We start from the raw sequence: 19,595 nt of genomic DNA on the forward strand, positions 1-19,595 counted from the left end.
TAAAATTATTTTTAAATAAAAAACGAACGGATCAAGAAATTAAGGATATTCTTGATCCGTTCGTAATTATCTCGAATGAATAATTTTAAATAATTTTGATAATAATCCAGTTTTTTTAGATTGAACTTCATTTTGAATGTAATAAGCTTGCTCAATTACATTCTTAAATTTTTTAATTTCATTTATCAAATTGTTATCTCTAGATATGGATAATTGATTAAATTCATTAAGTTGTGTAGTTATAGTGCTTTCTAACGAATTTTCTTCAGTTTTATGTTCTATACGAAATTTAGAGTCAATGTGATCCTTAAGTTCATTTAAAATAGTATCTTTAAGATTTTCCATGTATTTATTTTGTTCTTGAACTACTGCTTCAGCAACTTTTTGAACGAATAATTGATTATTTTCAGTAATCTTGTCAGCTAAATATTTTTTAAAGTCTTCAATTTCTTTATTTTCCTTGTTTTGTATCATAGCGCCAATATCTAACTGAAATTCTTGGCAGTAATTTTGAATTTCTTTAATAGTCATTCCTTTGTTCTTTAATTTAATTAAAAATTCAAGTTTATCTATATCTCTAGCTGTATATCGTAATTCTTTATCTGATATTTCTATTTGTAAAATATTATCAAAAACGTTGGTATAATAGAGTATATTTTTGTCTTCTTCATCTAGTAAAGAAGATACCTGACTAATTGTATAATATGATAAATCTCCTCTTTTTTTCTTTTTTATTATAACTTCTTCATCAATATTTATTTGTGCATTTTCAGAATTCATAGTTTATTAAATCCCCCTTAATTAAATTCAAATTAAAACAAATTAGTATGATTAATTAAATGTCATATAAAACCCCTAATATAATTTAATAATTTAAGAAAATGCCTAGAATTATATAATTAGTTTATTATAATATTAAAATCTGTAATTAAATTTACTTATAATAAACTTAATTATTACTAAATCAGAGTATTTTAATTTTTTATTGTTGAAATTAATCAGATTATAAATAATTGTACTTTAAATTTCTGCCAGTATAGTATAAAATTATAATTGTTAATATAGCTATATTAATATTATATAATAAATATAGAGAATAAAAAATAATAAATATTCAAAATGATAGGATAAATTTGTTATAATTAAATAATTGGGAGGATAAGTTATGGAAAAGAGCAAAATATTATTAGTTGCATTAGGACAAGGTGCTGGCAATGTAGTAGATGGTTTATTGAGTAAGAATAAAAGTTATAATGGATTATTTTTCAATAGTAGTTTGTTTGATATTAAGCCGTTAAAAAATGCAAATATCGACAAAAATGTTTATTTATATCCAGGAACTGATGGCTCTGGAAGAGATCGTACTAAATCAAAAGAAATGATAAAAGATAATGCAAATGCTATAGGGACTTTATTAAGAAAATATCCTCAAACAGAAGTTATGGTTGTCTTTACAAGCATGGCAGGTGGGACAGGATCAGGTGCAATTAAAACGTTTATACAAATAGCATCTGCTGCCATACCTACAACAAAAATAAATGTGGTGGCAATTTTACCAAGTTTAACTGAAGATCAGTTATCATTAAGAAACACTATAGAATGCTGGAATGATATTAACAGTATAATGGATTTGATAAGTGATATTAAGTTTGTTGATAATAATAAAAGAAATACATATAAAGAGATAAACAATGAAGTGGTTGATAATTTAGATTTGGCATATAATCTAATGGGAACGCATATTGATGGTACTATTGATAGGAAAGATTCATTGAGAATAAATACAGCAGATGGATCAGGGCTTGTCTTTAAACTTTATGATGGATTAAAAGATGCAAAGAGTGCTATAGATTTAGCTATACAAAATAGTATATTTGCGCAACCAGATACATATGATTGTGATTATTTAGGTATAAATCTAAAAATCGATGGTTATGATCCAAATGAAATTGCTAAAAGTTTTGAAGTTTATAGAAGTACTTATATCACATACAATAATGACTTTAATGTAGTTGTTCTTGGAGGTTGCGAAACTCCTACAAAATCAATTAAATTAATAAAAATGGCATTAGATGATAAATCTAAGAGAAAGTTGGAAAGATCTAAAAAGAGAAGTTTAATTATAGATTTTGATGATGAAGGTAGTACTAAAGAAAATAATAGTGGAATAGAAGACTCTCATGTAGGTGATGGTGGAGAGCTAGAATTTTCTTTTGAATAGTCATTGCATGATATAATATAAGACATAAATATGAGTGGATGTTGGACTAGTTTTAGTGAAATACCCACTCATAATTTTATTTATTGTTATATTGTTTGATTAATTGATAAATCCTTGGTGAACAATTTTTTCCTTTGCAATTACCACTTCCGGCACCTGTAGCTTTTTGAACTTCTTCTACAGTTGAAGCACCATTTTTAATAGCCTCTTTGATTTTAGCTCTAGTAATTAGCTTACAGGTACAAGTTTTGGTTAATTTATCTAAAATAGCTTCATTTAAATCATTTTCCATAAAAAACTCTCCTTTGCAGATAGTTATTTTAGATAATTAAATCATTTCATTTTAAATTGGTCAATAGAATTTATTAATAAATTTTATTTAATGTTTTTCAATAATTGACAATTAAAAATCATTAATATATAATTATTACAATAAAAAGACTATGATTAGGAAAAGTATCTTGGATGACATTTTTAGAGAGTAGCTGTTTGGTGCAAAGCTATAATAAGTCTAGGAGAAAATCACCTAGGAGTTGGAGACTGAAAAGCTTTATGCTGAATAAGTTATCACGTACAGCCTGCGTTAAAGGATAGAGTATGTTAGTACTTGAATTTAAACATTTAATTTTTTGTTTAAATGTTTAGCCTTAGGTGGTTTGCGAATTCAACTTCGTCCTTTAGGATGGAGTTTTTTTATTTACAAAAAATCATAGAATTTTTAAAGTCTATAAGGGCTAAAAAATAAGAATTTAGAAAGTATAAGGTTAGTGATTAGCAGTTAATGGTCTCAGGAATATTGAATAATAAGCTTTAAAAAAATAATATATAAAAAATGCGAAGCGTTTTTTATCCTAGCAACTGTAAATTGTAAACTGTAAACTGATTATAAGGAAGGGGATTTTTAATGTACAACAAGGTAGATTCGTCAAAAGGTACCGTCAACATCGAAAAAGACATAGCAAAGCTTTGGAAGGAAAAAGATATTATAAAAAAGAGCTTTGATTCTAATCAGGATGGAGAGTATTTCACTTTCTATGATGGACCTCCAACAGCAAATGGAAGACCTCATGTTGGTCATATTTTAACTAGAGTTATGAAAGATATTATTCCAAGATATAAAGTTATGAAGGGCCATAGAGTTCTAAGAAAAGCAGGATGGGATACTCATGGGCTTCCTGTAGAATTAGAAATAGAAAAGAAGCTTGGAATTTCAGGAAAAGAACAAATTGAAGATTTTGGCGTGGAAAAGTTTATTAAAGAATGTAAAGATAGTGTATTCTCATATGTTAGCTTATGGGAAGATATGTCACATCAAATAGGATATTGGGTTGATATGGAAGATCCGTATGTAACTTACCATGATAATTATATTGAATCAGAATGGTGGGCACTAAAGAAATTATGGGATAAAGGCTTATTATACAAAGGTCATAAGGTAATGCCTTATTGCCCAAGATGTGGAACTGCTCTTTCATCTCATGAAGTTGCTCAAGGATATAAGGATGTTAAAGACTTAACTGCAACAGCTAAGTTTAAAGTTAAAGGAGAAGAAAACAAGTATATACTTGCTTGGACAACAACTCCTTGGACATTACCATCTAACTTAGCATTATGTATCAATAAGGCTTACACATATGCTGATGTTAAAGTCGGTGATGAAGTTTATGTATTAGCTAAGGACTTAATAGGAACAGTTCTTAAAGATTTAGAACATGAAGTAATTAAAGAGTATAAAGGTGAAGAATTATTAGGTACTGAATACGAACAATTAATGCCTTTTGCTAAAGTTGAAGGTAAAGCGTTTGTAGTAATCCATGGAGATTATGTAACACTTTCAGATGGTACTGGTATAGTACATATTGCACCAGCTTATGGTGAAGATGATAGTCTTGTTGCAAAGCAAAATGGTATTGCATTTGTAAATTTAGTAGATGCAAGTGGTAATTTTGTTTCAGAAGTAACTCCATGGGCAGGAAAGTTTGTTAAAAAGTGTGATGAAAGTATCTGTAATTACTTAGAAGAAAATAATAAGTTATTTGATAAGCATAAACATCTTCACTCATATCCTCATTGCTGGAGATGTGATACACCACTTTTATATTATCCAAAAGACAGCTGGTTCGTTGCAATGACTCAAATGAGAGATAAGTTACTTGAAAATAATGATAAAGTAAACTGGTATCCTGATAACATTAGAACAGGAAGATTTGGTAAATTCCTTGAAAATGTTATTGATTGGGGTATTTCGAGAGATAGATACTGGGGGACACCACTTCCAATATGGCAATGTGAATGTGGTCATAGAGATTGCATTGGAAGCAGAGCTGAATTGGAAGAAAAGGCAACTACAGACTGCAAAGGTATAGAATTGCACAAACCTTATGTAGATGGAATCAAGTTAAAATGTCCTGATTGTGGGAAGGAAATGACTAGAACTAATGAAGTAATTGACTGTTGGTTCGATTCAGGATCAATGCCTTTTGCACAATGGCACTATCCATTTGAAAACAAAGAAAAATTTGAAAAGAATTTTCCAGCTCAATTTATATCAGAAGCTGTTGACCAAACAAGAGGATGGTTCTATACATTAATGGCACTATCAACATGTTTATTTGATACAAATCCATTTGAAAACTGTATAGTACTAGGTCACGTATTAGATAAAAAGGGACTTAAGATGTCTAAGTCTAAGGGAAATGTTGTTGATCCATTTGAAGTGCTAAATAGTCAAGGTGCAGATGCTACAAGATGGCATTTTTACACTGCAAGTGCTCCATGGCTTCCAACAAGATTTTCAGTTGATGACGTTGCAGAAACTCAAAGAAAGTTCTTAGGAACTTTATGGAATGTATATTCATTCTATGTGTTATATGCTGAAATAGATAATTTTGATCCAACTAAGTATGCAGATTTTGTTTCAGAAAATGTAATGGATAAATGGATTATATCTAAGCTAAATACATTAATTGAAACAGTTGATGATGGATTAAACACTTATAAGATCACTCAAGCAGCGTTAGCTATTGAAGATTTTACAGATGAGTTATCAAACTGGTATGTAAGAAGAAACAGAGCTAGATACTGGACACAAGAATTAACAGATGATAAGATTGGTGCTTATGTAACATTATATAAAGTGTTAGTTAATTTAGTTAAGGTAGCATCACCATTTGTACCATTTATGACAGAGGAGATTTATCAAAACTTAGTTTTAAATCTTGATAAGAATGCTCCAGAGAGTATTCACTTATGTAGCTGGCCAGAAGTAAATAAGGAAGCTATAAATGAAGAATTAGAAAAGGAAATGGATTTAGCTTATACATTAGTTAAGCTTGGAAGAAGTGCTAGAAATGCTGCTAACATTAAAAATAGACAGCCACTTTCAGAATTGCTTATTTCAACAAAATCGCTTCCAGAGTATTATGGAGATATAGTAAAAGAAGAATTAAATATCAAGATGGTTGAATTAGGAGCTGACCTTTCTAAATATGTTAACTTCGAAATTAAACCAAACTTACCTGTTATAGGTAAAATGTATGGTAAATTAATTCCTCAGATCAAAAAAGCAATTTCGGAAAAGAATCAAATGGAATTAGCTCAAAAGATTCAAAATGGTGAAAGCGAAACTATAGTTGTTAATGATACAGAAATAGTTCTTACAAACGAAAATCTTTTAGTTACAATGCAGGGATTAGAAGGTTATGCATTTGCAGGTGAAGGTGAACTAGGAGTTGTTTTAGATACTACAGTAACACCAGAACTTCAAGAAGAAGGTCATGTAAGAGAAATTATTTCAAAGATTCAAAATATGAGAAAAGATAAAGGTTTTGAAGTAGCAGATAAGATAAAGCTTTATGTAGCAAATAATGATATGTTAGTTGAAGTTATTAAGAAGTTTGAAGAAACAATTAAGAAAGAAACTTTAACTAATGAAGTTATTTATAACAAAGAAGCTGATTATTCAGAAGCGGCTATTAATGGTGAAATATTAAAGATGACAGTAGAAGTCATAAAATAGTTAAGATAGCTAGGAATTTCAAGTCTTATTGAAATTCCTAGCTATTTTAGAATATCTACTTGCACAAGATGAAACTCGAATTAAGTAAGCATAAATTAACTTTATTACTATTTTTACATATTATTTTTAATATTTTTTTAAGTAATTAAATAAAGTTACAAATATAAGGTTAGAAACTGTGATTTTTGACAAAACTTATGATATAATAAAAATTTATTATAAGTTTTGTTGATTTATAATGTAATATGTTAGTATAATAGAAATATCTAGAAAAATTCAAAGGAGGAATTAATAATGGCTACTTCTATAAAGGATGTTGCAAAGGAAGCTGGAGTATCAATTGCAACTGTTTCTAGAGTTTTAAATGATATCGATGTAGTAAATGAAGATACAAAGAAAAAAGTTTTAGATGCAATAAAAAAACTTGGATATAGACCTAATATAGTTGCACGAAGTTTAAAAACTCAAAGAACAAAAACAATAGGAATCTTACTTCCAGATATATCAAATCAATTTTACCCAGAAATTGTGAGAGGTGCTGAGGATGTTTCCAATATATATGATTATAATATAATATTGTGTAATTCAGACTTGGACATAGAAAAAGAAAAAGAATACTTAAGAGTACTCAAAGAAAAAATGGTTGACGGTGTAATCTATATGAGTATCTCTCTTAATTCAGAAATATTAGATTTAATAAATGAATTAGATGTAAAGACTGTCTTAGTTGAAACTAAAGATAGAGAAGGTGTACTGCCAAGTGTAACGATTGATAACGTTAAAGCAAGCTATGATAGTACAAAGTTATTAATTCAAAAAGGAATAAAAGAAATTGCATTCATAGGTGTTGGTAAAGATAGTGAAAATGCTTGGGGAGATAGATTTATCGGATATGAAAAGGCTATGAAGGAAGCAGGCATAAAAATAGATCAAGAGTTAGTGTATTTTGAGTCAATGAAAGTAAAGAGCGGGTATGAAGGAATACAAAAATTCTTAAAGGATAAAAAGAAATTTAAAGGTGTAGTATGTGCATCTGATGATATTGCTATGGGAGCAATAAATGCTTTAAGAGATAATAAGTTAAAAGTTCCAAAGGATGTAAGTGTAGTTGGATTTAATGATAATTTTGCTGCATCAATATTCTATCCAAAGATTACTACAATCTCACAACCAACTTATGATATGGGATCAGTAGCTATGAGAATGCTTATAAAACTTTTAAATAAAAAAGAACTAGAAGAACCACATTATGTTTTAGAACATGAATTGATTGAAAGAGAAAGTACGATTTAATTTCAACAAGAATTACAATTAGAAGGTAGGGCGTAGTTAATGCACTACCTTTTTTATAGTTGCAACAGCAACTAAACAATGTTAGAATAAGGTTTATTTTGATTAGTTGAAAGCTTTTAATTATCAAGGAGGATATTAATGAATAGTCAAAAACGATTAGAAGAAATGAGTGTAGGTAAGTTACTATTAGAATTTTCGATTCCAGCAGTTATTGGTATGTTGGTTAATACTTTATATAACATAATTGATAGAGTATTTATTGGACATATTGAAGGGATAGGAGAATTAGCAATGGCCGGTGTTGGAATAACAATGCCGTTAATGACTATAATATTGGCGTTTGGAATGCTAATTGGGATTGGTACAGCTACAAAGGTGTCAATAAAACTGGGGGAACATGATAGAGAAGGGGCAGAAAAACTTTTAGGAAATGCTTTTTCATTAATAATTATTATAAGTATTTTACTTACAATACTAGGAATTATATTTGTAGATCCACTGTTAAAAATGTTTGGAGCAAGTGATAATATTATAGTTTTTGGTAGGGAATTTATTCAAATAATCTTCATGGGATGCATATTTAATATGATAAGTTTTGGTCTTACTCACTCAATTAGAAGTGATGGAAGTCCTAAAATAGCAATGATGATTATGATAACAAGTGCAGTTATAAATACAATTTTAGAACCAATATTTATTTTTGGGTTAGGACTTGGTGTTAGAGGTGGAGCACTTGGAACAGTTATTGCACAATTAATAAGTAGTATTTGGATTTTATATTACTTTACCAAGGGCTCTAGTGTTCTTAAGATTAGAAGAAGTAATTTAAAACTTGATAAAGCAATTGTGTTAAGTATTTTTGCAATTGGAATAAGTCCATTTATTATGCAACTTTCACAAAGCGCTGTTCAAGTAGTAGCCAATAATTCATTGCAAACATATGGTGGAGATATAGCAGTTGGTGCAATGACAATTATAAATAGTGTTGCATTAATATTTTTAATGCCTATCTTTGGATTGAATCAAGGTCTTCAACCTATAATAGGGTATAATTTTGGTGCAAAAAGACATGATAGAGTTAGGCAGGCTGTAAGATATGGGATTATTGCTGCAACAATAATCGTATCAATTGGTTTTATTGTTATTGAAGGTTTTGCTGAAAAATTAGTTGTAATATTTAATAATGACTCTTCTCTTATAGAAGTTACGGCACATGGAATAAGAATATTTCTTGTAATGCTTCCACTAGTGGGATGTCAAATTATAATTACAAACTATTTTCAATCTATTGGCAAGGTTAAAATTTCAATGTTTTTAAGTTTGTTGCGCCAAGTTATAATATTAATCCCTTGTATGCTTATAATACCAGTGTTTAAGGGATTGGATGGAGTTTGGATTGCTGGAGCAACATCAGACATTTTGTCAGTTATGGTTACATTAATTGTTTTTGCAAAAGTATCAAAAAAGGTGAAAGAAAATAATGACAAAGAAAAAATTATATTTGAAAATTAAATTTTAATACAAATATAATTGATGTTAAAATATGAAAATAAGTTTATCCAAAATATTTTGAGATAAACTTATTTTTATATGTAAATAATTAAGAGGATAAGAAAGCGAAATTAAGTTTTTAATAATAAGGATATTTGACCCAAGGATACTCATTGATATCAACAACATTAAAAAACAATGTTCTTCCTATATTAGTATTAATTATTGCATCGTGAGCTATTTTTTTGGCTTTTTCTTTATTAAGGAAAAAGTTACATTTAAAAAAAAGACGAAGATCTTCCTTTGCAACACACTTGAATATATTAATACCATCATGTGTAATATTTTCTACTATTTTTACTATATCGTCTTGTCTTAAAGCGCAATTTACTATAATCATAAACAACATCAACCTCTTTTGCTTAAATTTTATAAAATGACGTCAATTCTTAATCGTCGCTTAAACAAGTATAAATATTAATTATATTATAATTGGATTTTTTATAAAAATCAACAAAAGATGACAAAAAACATGGTTGATTTAGAAAAAAAGATAAAAAAAGAGGGGAAAATGACTATTTTGAGATATATATTTAATAAAATTAAAATAAACCTTGTATAATAGAATAAAAATCCATTATATAAGGTTTATTTTTATAAATTAGTATTAATTTTTATTTTTAATATTAAAGAATTCCTTCATTCATTAATATAGTTTCTAAGTTTTGAACTCTATTTGATAAACATATAAATTTTTCCTTTAATTGTTCTTTTGAAGGGGAATCTGTATGTATATATTTTTCCATTTCTTCTACAGCTTTTAAAGCTTCCTCTACATCTTGTTGCGCTATCTTTAAATTTGAATTATCCATGAAAATTCTCCTTTTTATTTATTTATGTTTAATAAGTATATCCTATCACTACTAAAAAATAAGTGCAAGGAATATAAATGTAAAGAATAATTATACTATGGGGGAGAATATGATAAATTATATTTGGTTTTTTCTAATATTTTTCGGAATTTTAGTTGGGATATTGAGTGGAAATGGTGAAATTATTTCTAAAGCAATAATTAATTCATCAGGGAATACTGTTACTTTTGCAATTGAACTTACTGGTATAATGTGTTTTTGGTGTGGTGCGATGAAGGTGGCCGAAAATAGTGGACTCACAGAAAAAATATCGAAATTATTAAAACCAATTCTAAAACTTATTTTTAAAGAAGCATCAAAGGACGAAAAAACTTTAGGTGCTATAGTAATGAATCTTACAGCTAATATGATGGGATTGTCTAATGCAGCAACACCATTTGGAATTAAGGCAATGGAGGAAATGAATAGGTTAAATGATAATAAAGGGATTGCATCTAATGATATGGCACTTTTTCTAGTATTAAATGCTACTTGTATTCAATTAATTCCATCTACAATAATTTCTATAAGAGCTGCATGTAATTCATTAAATCCAGGTATTATAATATTACCTACACTAGTATCTACTACAACAGCAGCAATTGTTGGAATAGTATGCTGCAAAATATTGCAGAAGTATTTTTGATTTACAGAGGGAGAATAATTATATGTTTAATTATTTAAGTAAAAGCATAATACCAATAATATTTTTACTTATTATAACCTATGGAATGTTCAAAGGAAGAAAAGTTTATGAATGGTTTATAGAAGGAGCTAAAGATGGTTTACAAGTAACTTTAAGGATATTTCCATATCTTTTAGCTATGATAATTGCAGTGCAAATATTTAAGGAAGCTAAATTAATGGATTTATTAAATAATCTAATAGCACCTATCGGAAATTTGATTGGATTGCCAAAGGATCTTATTCCTTTGCTAATAATAAAACCTTTATCAGGAAGTGGAGCAATAGGGGTATTTACAGATATAATAAAAAGTTTTGGACCAGATACTAGAACTGGACTTATAGCTTCTGTTGTAATGGGGAGTACAGAAACAATATTTTACACAATTACAGTGTATTTTGGAGCAATAAAAGTTAAAAAAATAAGGCATACTTTATGGGCAGCAATACTAGCAGATATGACAGCAATAATTATGGCAATTTTTGTGGTAAATATATTTTTATGTTAAGTATCTTTATTAGTGTAAATTTTTGCAGTATTATATGTTTGTAGAAGAAAATATTTCTAAACAGGAAAGAGGATACATTTATGAAGAAAGAGGCATTTATTAGAAACAGAAGTAATTTAATCAACAGTTTAGAAAATAATTCGATTGTAGTTTTATTTTCAGGAAAGCCATGCAAAAAGACTGGAGATGAATTCTATCAATTTACAGTTAATAAAAATTTTTATTATTTAACAGGAATACAAGAAGAAGAGCATATTATAGTTTTGTCAAAAATTAAAGGAGAAATAAGCGAAAAGCTATTCTTAAAAGATTTAGATTTAGATAAAGAGTTATGGAATGGAAAGACTTTAAGAGATACTGAGGGGCAAGAAATATCTGGCGTAAAAGATGTAGTTTATATGAAGGAATTTACTTCTTATTTAAATAGGTTAATAAGAGGTGTTGAAGAGATTAATTTATATTTAGATTTAGATAGAGAAGAAATGGAAGAAGAAGACTCTATAGCTAATGTTTTTGGAAGGGATATGAATCAAAAATACCCTTACATTAATATAAAAAATATATCTCATAAGATAGCACCTCTAAGAATGATTAAATCTGATGAAGAAATAGCAGAAATGAGAAAAGCAATAGAAATAACAATAGCAGGTGTAAAGTCGTTAATGAAAAATGCTAAAGCTGGAATGAAAGAATATGAGCTTGAAGCATATTTTGATTTTGAATGTAAAACAAAAGGAGTTAAGGATTACGCCTTCAGAACTATTGCAGCAGCAGGAAAAAATGCGGCAATACTTCATTATGTAAATAATGATAGCGAAATAAAAGATGGTGATTTAATATTATTTGATCTAGGAGCTCAATGGAATTTATATAATGCAGATATCACTAGAGATTTTCCGGTAAATGGGAAGTTTACAGCTAGACAAAAAGAAGTTTACGAAGCTGTTCTAAGAGTGAATAAAGCTGTTATTAAAAAGATAAAGCCAGGTGTAGATTCTAAAGAATTAAATGCGTGGGCAAAGGATTTAATTGCTGAAGAATGTATTGGATTAGGACTTATTAAAGAAAAGTCTGAAGTTAATAAATATTATTGGCATAGCATAGGACATAATTTAGGGTTAGATACCCATGATTTGGGAATATTGGGAAGAGAATTTACTTTTGCAGAAGGAATGGTATTTACAGTTGAACCAGGAATATACATTAGTGAAGAATCTATTGGAATAAGAATTGAAGATGATATTTTAGTTACCAAGGATGGTTGCGAAGTCTTGACCAAAGATATGATTAAAGAAGTTAATGAAATTGAAGAGTTTATGAAATAATATATACTGCATCTAAGAAATTCATAGATTAACTTGTTAAATATAATGAAAAGTATTTGGTAAAATAGCAAGTCAATCTGTTTGACAGCATTGACTTGGTGTTTTATTTGCTAATAACAGTATTAAAGGAAGGTTGGAATAAATGAAAGTATCAGAACGAATACAAAAATTAAGGGAACTAATGAAAAAAGAGAAAATAGATTATTATATAGTGCCAAGTGAGGATTTTCATCAAAGTGAATATGTAGCTGAATGTTTTAAAGCAAGAGCGTATATAACAGGTTTTACTGGATCTGCAGGAACAGCCTTAATTGGATTAGAAAAAGCGATTTTATGGACTGATGGAAGGTATTTCATACAAGCTAACCAACAATTAGAAGGTTCAGGAGTAGAACTTTTTAAGATGAGAATTCCAGGATGGCCAACATTAGAAGAATGGCTTATGGAAAATGTGTCAGAAGGTCAGACGTTAGGCTTTGATGGAAGAGTATTACCAGTTAATAGATACAAAGATATTTTAAAAATAAAACAAAACAAAAATATTAATATTGCTATGGATAAAGATTTAATTGAAGAAATTTGGACTGATAAACCAGAAATGCCAAAGGAAAAAGTTTTTATACTTGATACAAAATATTGTGGAAAGAGTGCAAAGGAAAAAATCCAAGAAGTAAGAAATGATATGAATAAATTAGGAAGTAAAGCTTATATTATATCATCATTAGATGATATAGCCTGGCTTTTTAATATTAGAGGAAACGATGTTAAAAATACGCCAGTAGTTTTATCATACGCACTAATTGATGAGGATAGAGCAATACTTTATATAGATGTAGAAAAAATTTCCGATTCAGATAAAGAAGCTTTATCTAGAGAAGGAATTATAATAAAAAATTATGAGGATGTATTCGAAGATATAAAAGAAATAAAGGACAGTATCATATTTGATTCGGACAAAGTAAGTGCCTATATATATGAACAAATTAATAATGATGTTAAGAAAATAGAAGAGTTAAATATAACTACAAAATTAAAAGCAATAAAGAATGAAACAGAAATAAATAGCCTTAAAAATTGCCAGCTTAAGGATGGAGTTGCAATGGTAAGGTTTATAAAATGGATTAAGGATAACGTAGGAGAAGAAGTTATTACAGAACTTTCATTAGCTGACAAGTTGTGTGAAATAAGAAGTAAAGGTGAATTATTTATAGAAGAAAGCTTTGCTACAATTGCAGGGTACAAGGAACATGCAGCAATGATGCATTATTCAGCAACAGAAGAAAGTGCATATGAGTTAAAAAAAGAAGGGATATTGCTAGTTGATAGTGGTGGACAATACTTCGATGGAACTACAGATATTACTCGTAGCATTATTTTGGGAAAATTGACTGAAGAAGAAAAAAGAGATTTTACATTAGTATTAAAGGCGCATATTGGCCTTATGAAGGCTGTATTCTTAAAGGGAACAACAGGTTCTAATGTAGATATATTAAGTAGAAGGGTTTTATGGGAAGAAGGGCTAGATTATAAATGTGGAACAGGACATGGAGTAGGTTTCTGCTTAAGTGTTCATGAAGGACCACAAACAATAAGGCCAATTCCAAATACAGTAGAGTTAGAACCAGGAATGATATTAACTAATGAACCAGGAATATATAGAGAAGGAAAACATGGAATCAGAACAGAGAATATAATGCTAGTTGTTCCAGATAAAAAAGATGAAGAATTTGGAGAATTTTATAAATTTGAAACAATGTCATATTGTCCAATAGATTTAGAAGGAATTGATGTGAATTTACTAACAGATTATGAAAAAGAATGGTTGAATGATTACCATAAAGAAACTTATGAAAAATTAAGCCCATTTTTAAATGATGATGAAAAGCAATTCCTTAAAGAAGAAACTAAAGCAATATAATACATTTAAAGTTATTATTCTTAATATAGAAATTAAAAATAATTTCACTAATCAATTATAAATATATTATTGCACTTAATTCTAACAAATAGTATAATGTAAATAATTTGAGAATTAACAGGAAGTATTGTAATTTAAGTTAACTGCGTAAAATTATATTAAAAAATTCTGAAAGAATTTTACTTCAACTGTAAACTGTTAATTGTCCACAGGATACCCTGAAGGGCATAAATTTTTAATTGTATAAGATTGCGATGATGAGAAGAGTAGTAAAAGAATCATTCTATAAGAGAGCTAATACATGCTGAAAGTTAGCGTTTGTGAATTTTATGAAGATGGTCTTAGAGCATGTTTTTTGAGCCAAGATATTGGTTAGGGAAATACGGGCGCAACCGTTATATTGCAGGGTGATGATGGTCACCTAATAAGTTATTCATTGTGAAGTGAGTAAGAAATAGAGTGGTAACACGTATAATGCGTCTCTATATAGGTTTTAATATCCTATATAGAGGCTTTTTTATTATAAATGTAAAATCGCAGTGAAGTATTTTTTTAGATATATAAATACTCATTGGCTTAAAATAAGGAGGAACACAAATAATGTGTACAGATTGTAAAAAAACATATTATATTACTACACCAATTTATTATCCATCAACAAAGCTACATATAGGAAATACTTATACTACTGTAGCTGCGGATGCACTTGCAAGATTCAAAAGATTAACAGGCTATGATGTAATGTTTTTAACAGGAACAGATGAACATGGTCAAAAGATTCAAAGAATAGCTGAAGAAAAGGGAATTACACCAAAAGAGCATGTAGATGAAGTTGTTGCTGGTATTAAGGATCTTTGGAGCATGATGAATATAAGTTATGATAAGTTCATTAGAACTACTGATGATTATCATATTAAAGCTGTTCAAGATATATTTAAGAAATTATATGATCAAGGAGATATCTATAAGAGTTCTTATGAAGGGTGGTATTGTACACCTTGTGAATCATTTTGGACTGATACTCAATTGGTAGATGGAAACTGTCCTGATTGTGGAAGACCAGTTGAAAAATCAAAGGAAGAAGCTTATTTCTTTAAAATGAGTAAATATGCAGATAGATTAATAAAATATATTGAAGATCATCCGGATTTCATTCAACCAGAATCAAGAAAGAATGAAATGTTAAATAACTTCTTAAGACCAGGTCTTCAAGATCTTTGCGTATCAAGAACAAGCTTTAACTGGGGAGTTCCTGTAACTTTTGATGAAAGTCATGTTGTGTATGTTTGGATAGATGCATTATCAAACTATATAACTGCTCTTGGATATGGTCAAGATAACAAAGAATTATACGATAAATTCTGGCCAGCAGATGTGCATTTAATAGGAAAAGATATTTTAAGATTCCATACTATTTATTGGCCAATTATGTTAATGGCATTAGATTTACCACTTCCAAAGCAAGTATTTGGGCATGGATGGCTTCTTGTTGATGGTGGAAAGATGTCAAAATCTAAAGGAAATGTAGTTGATCCGGTTGTTCTTGTAAATGAATTTGGAGTAGATCCTGTAAGATATTATTTATTAAAGGAAATTCCATTTGGAGCAGATGGATTATTTAATAATGAGATATTTATAAAGAAGATAAATTCTGACCTTTGTAATGACTTAGGTAATCTTTTATCAAGAACAGTTGCAATGGTTGAAAAATATTTTGCTGGAGAAATGCCTGCACAAGTTGAAAAAGAAGCTATTGATGATGAATTAATAAGTTTAGCTTTAGCAGCGCCAGGAAAAATTGAAGCAGCAGTTAATGAATTAAATATACCACAAGCTTTAGAATATGTATTTGAATTAATAGGAAGAGCAAATAAGTATATAGATGAAACAACTCCATGGATATTAGCTAAGGATGAGGCTAAAAAAGCTAGACTTGGAACAGTTCTTTATAATTTAGCTGAAAGTCTTAGATTTGCATCAGTAATGATTTCAGCCTTCTTACCAGATACAGCTAAAAAGATCAATGAACAAATAAATACTTCAGAAATAGCATGGGAATCACTAAAAGCATTTGATGGAACAAAGGCTGGAACAAAAGTTGTTAAAACTGAAAACTTATTTCCAAGAATAGATGTTGATAAAAAGCTTGCAGAATTAGAAGCTTTAAGAGCGGCATCTCAACCAGCTAAGAGAGAAATAACTCCAATTAAAGAAGAAATCACGATTGAAGATTTTGAAAAAATTGATTTAAGAGTTGTTAAAGTATTAGCTTGTGAACAAATAAAAGGAGCTAAAAAATTATTAAAATTAAAAGTGGATTTAGGTGGAGAAGAAAGACAAGTGGTTTCAGGAATAGCAGTCCACTATAAACCAGAAGAATTAGTTGGAAAAAATGTTGTGCTAGTAGCTAATTTAAAACCTGTAAAACTTAGAGGTGAATTATCACAGGGAATGATTTTATGTGCTGCAACGGATGATGATAGCGTGTTAAAGGCTGTAGATCCAGGAGATCTAGAATCAGGAAGCATAGTAAGATAAGCAGGTAAGTGAAAGTACAAAAGTGATGCTCCAAATCTTGTATTTGGCTATAAGTGAAAGGTTCTTGGTTGCAGCATAGCTGCTTCTTTATAAGTGCAGAACTTTCTCTGTGAGCATCTATGATTTATATTCTTGAACTTAGTTAATTCATTTGTGAGTTGATCGCATATAAAAATAATTTTATATGATCACTTACTTTGTGTGGATTGATAATATGTTAGGAATGGAAGTTTCATATTTAATAAATGTAAAACAATAAAAGAACGTCTCACTTAGGGGAGTGAGACGTTCTATAACCATATATTAATGGTTAAAGGGGTAAATAATAATGCTTTAACTACTTTACAATTCATATTTTAAGATATGAATATGGCAATTAGGTGTCAAAAAAATTAATATTATATTAACTTAATTATTGAATTGAGGTATACAATATAAAGAAAGGATTTTATTTATGGAAGGAAAATATAAAATAATAGATAGTCATGCTCATTATGATGATGAAGCTTTTAATGAAGATAGGGAAGTAGTATTTGATGAGATTAGGAAAAATGGTGTTATTGGAGTTCTAAATTGTGCTGCATCATATGATAGCTTGAAAAGTACAGATAAATTGACTAGAGAGTATGATTTCATATTTGGTGCATTAGGAATACATCCAGAAAATGCAAATGATATGAAAGAAAATACGTTAGAAGAAATTAAAGAATACATTAGTAAAAATGATAAAATTGTAGCTATTGGGGAAATAGGATTAGATTATTATTGGGAAGAAAATCCATCAAAAGAAATTCAAAAAGAAGTATTTAGAAGACAAATGAATTTAGCAAGAGAATTAGATTTACCAGTTATTATTCATGATAGAGAGGCTCATCAAGATACATTAGAAATAATGAAAGAATTTCCTGAAGTTACAGGGGTAGTACATTGCTTTTCGGGAAGTGTAGAATTTGCAAAGGAATGCATAAAACTTGGATATTATATAGGTTTTACTGGAGTAGTTACTTTTAAGAACGCTAAAAAAGTAGTTAGTGTAGTAAAGGAGATACCAATAGATAAAATTCTTGTTGAAACGGATTGTCCGTATATGGCGCCTGAACCAAATAGAGGGAAAAGGAATAAATCGGACTATATCGAATATATAATAACTAGAATTGCAGAAATCAAAGAAATTGACCCATATGAAGCGAATTTAAAGTTTAATGAGAATTTTTATAGGTTGATTAAAAAGGAAAAATAAGGTAAAATATAACTTGTATACTTATTAATTTATACTAACAAAGTTTTAGTAAAGATAACATAATAAATCATAATTTAATATTGTTAAATTTTTAACTTTATAATGGAGTAATATAAAATCCGCTATCATTTGTATTTATAATTTTTATGCACAGAGTGCATTATTACTACGCTTCATTATAATGCAAGAGGGTGTTAATTTGACAACTTTGGAATATTAATATATAATCAAAAGACACTCTTGCCAAAGGAGGGAATTTAATGATAGAAAAATTTAAACAATTTGTTAAACAAAGTTTTTCTAACGGTCCGAAGGCAAAAAAAATAGTTGGAGCAATTGCAATTATAGTTGTAGTTGTTACAATAGTGACGATATTGAGCATGAGAAAAACGCTCGTATTAAGTGTAGACGGTAAAGAAGAGACTTTTGTCACTTACAAGGGGACTGTTAAAGATGTGTTGCAAGAAAGAGGCATACAATTAGCTGAAAAAGACAAAGTGCAACCATCCTTGGAATCCAAAGTATCTGCGAAAGAAACTATTAAATTAAAGAGAGCTATTCCAGTAGAAATTAAAGCAAATGGAATACAATTAAAGGTACAAACAGCAGAAGATACAGTTAAAGATATGCTAGAAGCAGAACAAGATACATTAAAAGATCAAGGTATAAGCTTTGATGAAGATGTAGATGAAGTATCACCTTCATTAGATTCTAAGGTAGAAGAAAACTCAAATGTACAACTTGTTAAAGTTGATACCAAAGATCTTGTAGAGAAACAACCAATTAACTTCGATACAATAGTTGAAAATGATGAAAACTTGGACACTAGTGTTCAAAAGGTAAAGAGTGATGGAGTTAATGGTCAAAAGGAAATTACCTATCAAGTAGTATATAAAGATGGAGTAGAAGTTTCTCGGAATGTAAAAAGCGCAAAGACTATTGTAGAGCCACAGAATAAAGTGGTGATAAAAGGAACTGGTCAAGTTTATGCAAGCAGAGGTGGAGAACAAATAAAATATAAGAAAAAAATGAATTGTACAGCAACTGCCTATAGTGGTCATTCGACTACTGCTACAGGAAGAAGACCTGTTAGGAATGAAGGCGGATTAAGTACGATTGCAGTTGATCCATCTGTAGTACCATTAGGAAGCAAAGTTTTTGTAGATGGTTATGGATATGCTATTGCAGCTGATACAGGAGGTGCTATAAGAGGCAACAAAATTGATTTATTTCTTGATTCATCAAGTGAATGTGATAGTTGGGGAAGAAGATCAGTGAATTTATTGTTGGTTGCTTATCCGGGAGAATGGTAAATTATTTTAAGAGATAACATTTGTTATCTCTATTTTTTTCTTTAAATTATAGATATTTTACATTATTATTAAAAGAGATGCGAATGAGATAATAATTTAGAAACTAAATATTTCAGCATAAATGAAAGGAAGTA

15 protein-coding genes and 2 other annotated features are annotated in these 19,595 nt (G+C 29.0%); of the genes, 11 read left to right on the forward strand and 4 right to left on the reverse strand.

Going from position 1 to position 19,595, the window contains the following annotated elements; genetic code table 11:
* Nucleotides 1–66 precede the first annotated feature (66 nt).
* Nucleotides 67–780: a helix-turn-helix domain-containing protein gene (locus CSPA_RS00265; RefSeq protein WP_015390225.1), complete on the reverse strand. Its 714-nt coding sequence runs from the start codon at nt 778–780 to the stop codon at nt 67–69.
* A 385-nt stretch (nt 781–1,165) separates the two neighbouring features.
* Between CSPA_RS00265 and CSPA_RS00270 the strand changes: the two genes are divergently transcribed.
* The gene (locus CSPA_RS00270; RefSeq protein ID WP_015390226.1) at nt 1,166–2,221 is read left to right on the forward strand and encodes an FtsZ/tubulin family protein; all 1,056 of its coding nucleotides are present in this window, start codon (nt 1,166–1,168) and stop codon (nt 2,219–2,221) included.
* A 76-nt stretch (nt 2,222–2,297) separates the two neighbouring features.
* Here the strand turns inward: CSPA_RS00270 and CSPA_RS00275 are convergent, their stop codons facing one another.
* Nucleotides 2,298–2,513 (reverse strand): (2Fe-2S)-binding protein, encoded by a 216-nt coding sequence (locus CSPA_RS00275; protein WP_015390227.1) that lies wholly within the window; start codon nt 2,511–2,513, stop codon nt 2,298–2,300.
* A gap of 142 nt (nt 2,514–2,655) precedes the next feature.
* Nucleotides 2,656–2,902, forward strand: a binding site (T-box leader).
* Nucleotides 2,903–3,125: 223 nt separating this feature from the next.
* Between CSPA_RS00275 and ileS the strand changes: the two genes are divergently transcribed.
* The 3 genes from ileS to CSPA_RS00290 all read left to right on the forward strand — a co-directional run bounded on the left by ileS (nt 3,126) and on the right by CSPA_RS00290 (nt 9,044).
* A complete protein-coding gene (gene ileS, locus CSPA_RS00280) occupies nt 3,126–6,239 on the forward strand; it encodes an isoleucine--tRNA ligase (RefSeq protein ID WP_015390228.1) in 3,114 nt (1,037 codons plus the stop codon).
* Nucleotides 6,240–6,533: 294 nt separating this feature from the next.
* On the forward strand, nt 6,534–7,532 hold the full coding sequence (locus tag CSPA_RS00285; protein ID WP_015390229.1) for a LacI family DNA-binding transcriptional regulator: 999 nt from the start codon (nt 6,534–6,536) through the stop codon (nt 7,530–7,532).
* A 138-nt stretch (nt 7,533–7,670) separates the two neighbouring features.
* Nucleotides 7,671–9,044 carry an MATE family efflux transporter gene (locus CSPA_RS00290; RefSeq protein WP_015390230.1) on the forward strand — a complete coding sequence of 458 codons (1,374 nt, stop codon included), beginning with the start codon at nt 7,671–7,673 and terminating at the stop codon, nt 9,042–9,044.
* A gap of 118 nt (nt 9,045–9,162) precedes the next feature.
* Here CSPA_RS00290 and CSPA_RS00295 read toward each other — a convergent pair whose 3' ends face one another.
* Both CSPA_RS00295 and CSPA_RS00300 read right to left on the reverse strand, forming a co-directional pair.
* Entirely contained in the window at nt 9,163–9,423 is a 261-nt protein-coding gene (locus CSPA_RS00295; RefSeq protein ID WP_015390231.1) for a hypothetical protein, read from the reverse strand.
* Nucleotides 9,424–9,709: 286 nt separating this feature from the next.
* Nucleotides 9,710–9,895: a hypothetical protein gene (locus CSPA_RS00300; protein ID WP_015390232.1), complete on the reverse strand. Its 186-nt coding sequence runs from the start codon at nt 9,893–9,895 to the stop codon at nt 9,710–9,712.
* 109 nt (nt 9,896–10,004) lie between these two features.
* Between CSPA_RS00300 and CSPA_RS00305 the strand changes: the two genes are divergently transcribed.
* The 7 genes from CSPA_RS00305 (at nt 10,005) to CSPA_RS00335 (ending at nt 19,461) form a co-directional block, all read left to right on the forward strand.
* Nucleotides 10,005–10,580: a nucleoside recognition domain-containing protein gene (locus CSPA_RS00305; RefSeq protein ID WP_015390233.1), complete on the forward strand. Its 576-nt coding sequence runs from the start codon at nt 10,005–10,007 to the stop codon at nt 10,578–10,580.
* A gap of 22 nt (nt 10,581–10,602) precedes the next feature.
* Nucleotides 10,603–11,127 (forward strand): spore maturation protein, encoded by a 525-nt coding sequence (locus CSPA_RS00310; protein WP_015390234.1) that lies wholly within the window; start codon nt 10,603–10,605, stop codon nt 11,125–11,127.
* 80 nt (nt 11,128–11,207) lie between these two features.
* On the forward strand, nt 11,208–12,452 hold the full coding sequence (locus CSPA_RS00315; RefSeq protein WP_015390235.1) for an aminopeptidase P family protein: 1,245 nt from the start codon (nt 11,208–11,210) through the stop codon (nt 12,450–12,452).
* A gap of 142 nt (nt 12,453–12,594) precedes the next feature.
* Complete coding sequence (locus tag CSPA_RS00320) at nt 12,595–14,370, forward strand: aminopeptidase P family protein (RefSeq protein ID WP_015390236.1); 1,776 nt, start codon at nt 12,595–12,597, stop codon at nt 14,368–14,370.
* Between the two features lie 245 nt (nt 14,371–14,615).
* Nucleotides 14,616–14,857 (forward strand) — a binding site (T-box leader).
* Between the two features lie 113 nt (nt 14,858–14,970).
* On the forward strand, nt 14,971–16,908 hold the full coding sequence (gene metG / locus CSPA_RS00325) for a methionine--tRNA ligase (RefSeq protein WP_015390237.1): 1,938 nt from the start codon (nt 14,971–14,973) through the stop codon (nt 16,906–16,908).
* 454 nt (nt 16,909–17,362) lie between these two features.
* Nucleotides 17,363–18,148, forward strand: coding sequence for a TatD family hydrolase (locus CSPA_RS00330; RefSeq protein WP_015390238.1), 786 nt, complete (start codon nt 17,363–17,365; stop codon nt 18,146–18,148).
* Between the two features lie 260 nt (nt 18,149–18,408).
* Nucleotides 18,409–19,461, forward strand: coding sequence for a ubiquitin-like domain-containing protein (locus CSPA_RS00335; protein WP_015390239.1), 1,053 nt, complete (start codon nt 18,409–18,411; stop codon nt 19,459–19,461).
* Nucleotides 19,462–19,595 lie beyond the last annotated feature (134 nt).

It is taken from the genome of Clostridium saccharoperbutylacetonicum N1-4(HMT) (genome assembly GCF_000340885.1).
GTDB classification, from domain to species: Bacteria; Bacillota; Clostridia; order Clostridiales; family Clostridiaceae; genus Clostridium; species Clostridium saccharoperbutylacetonicum.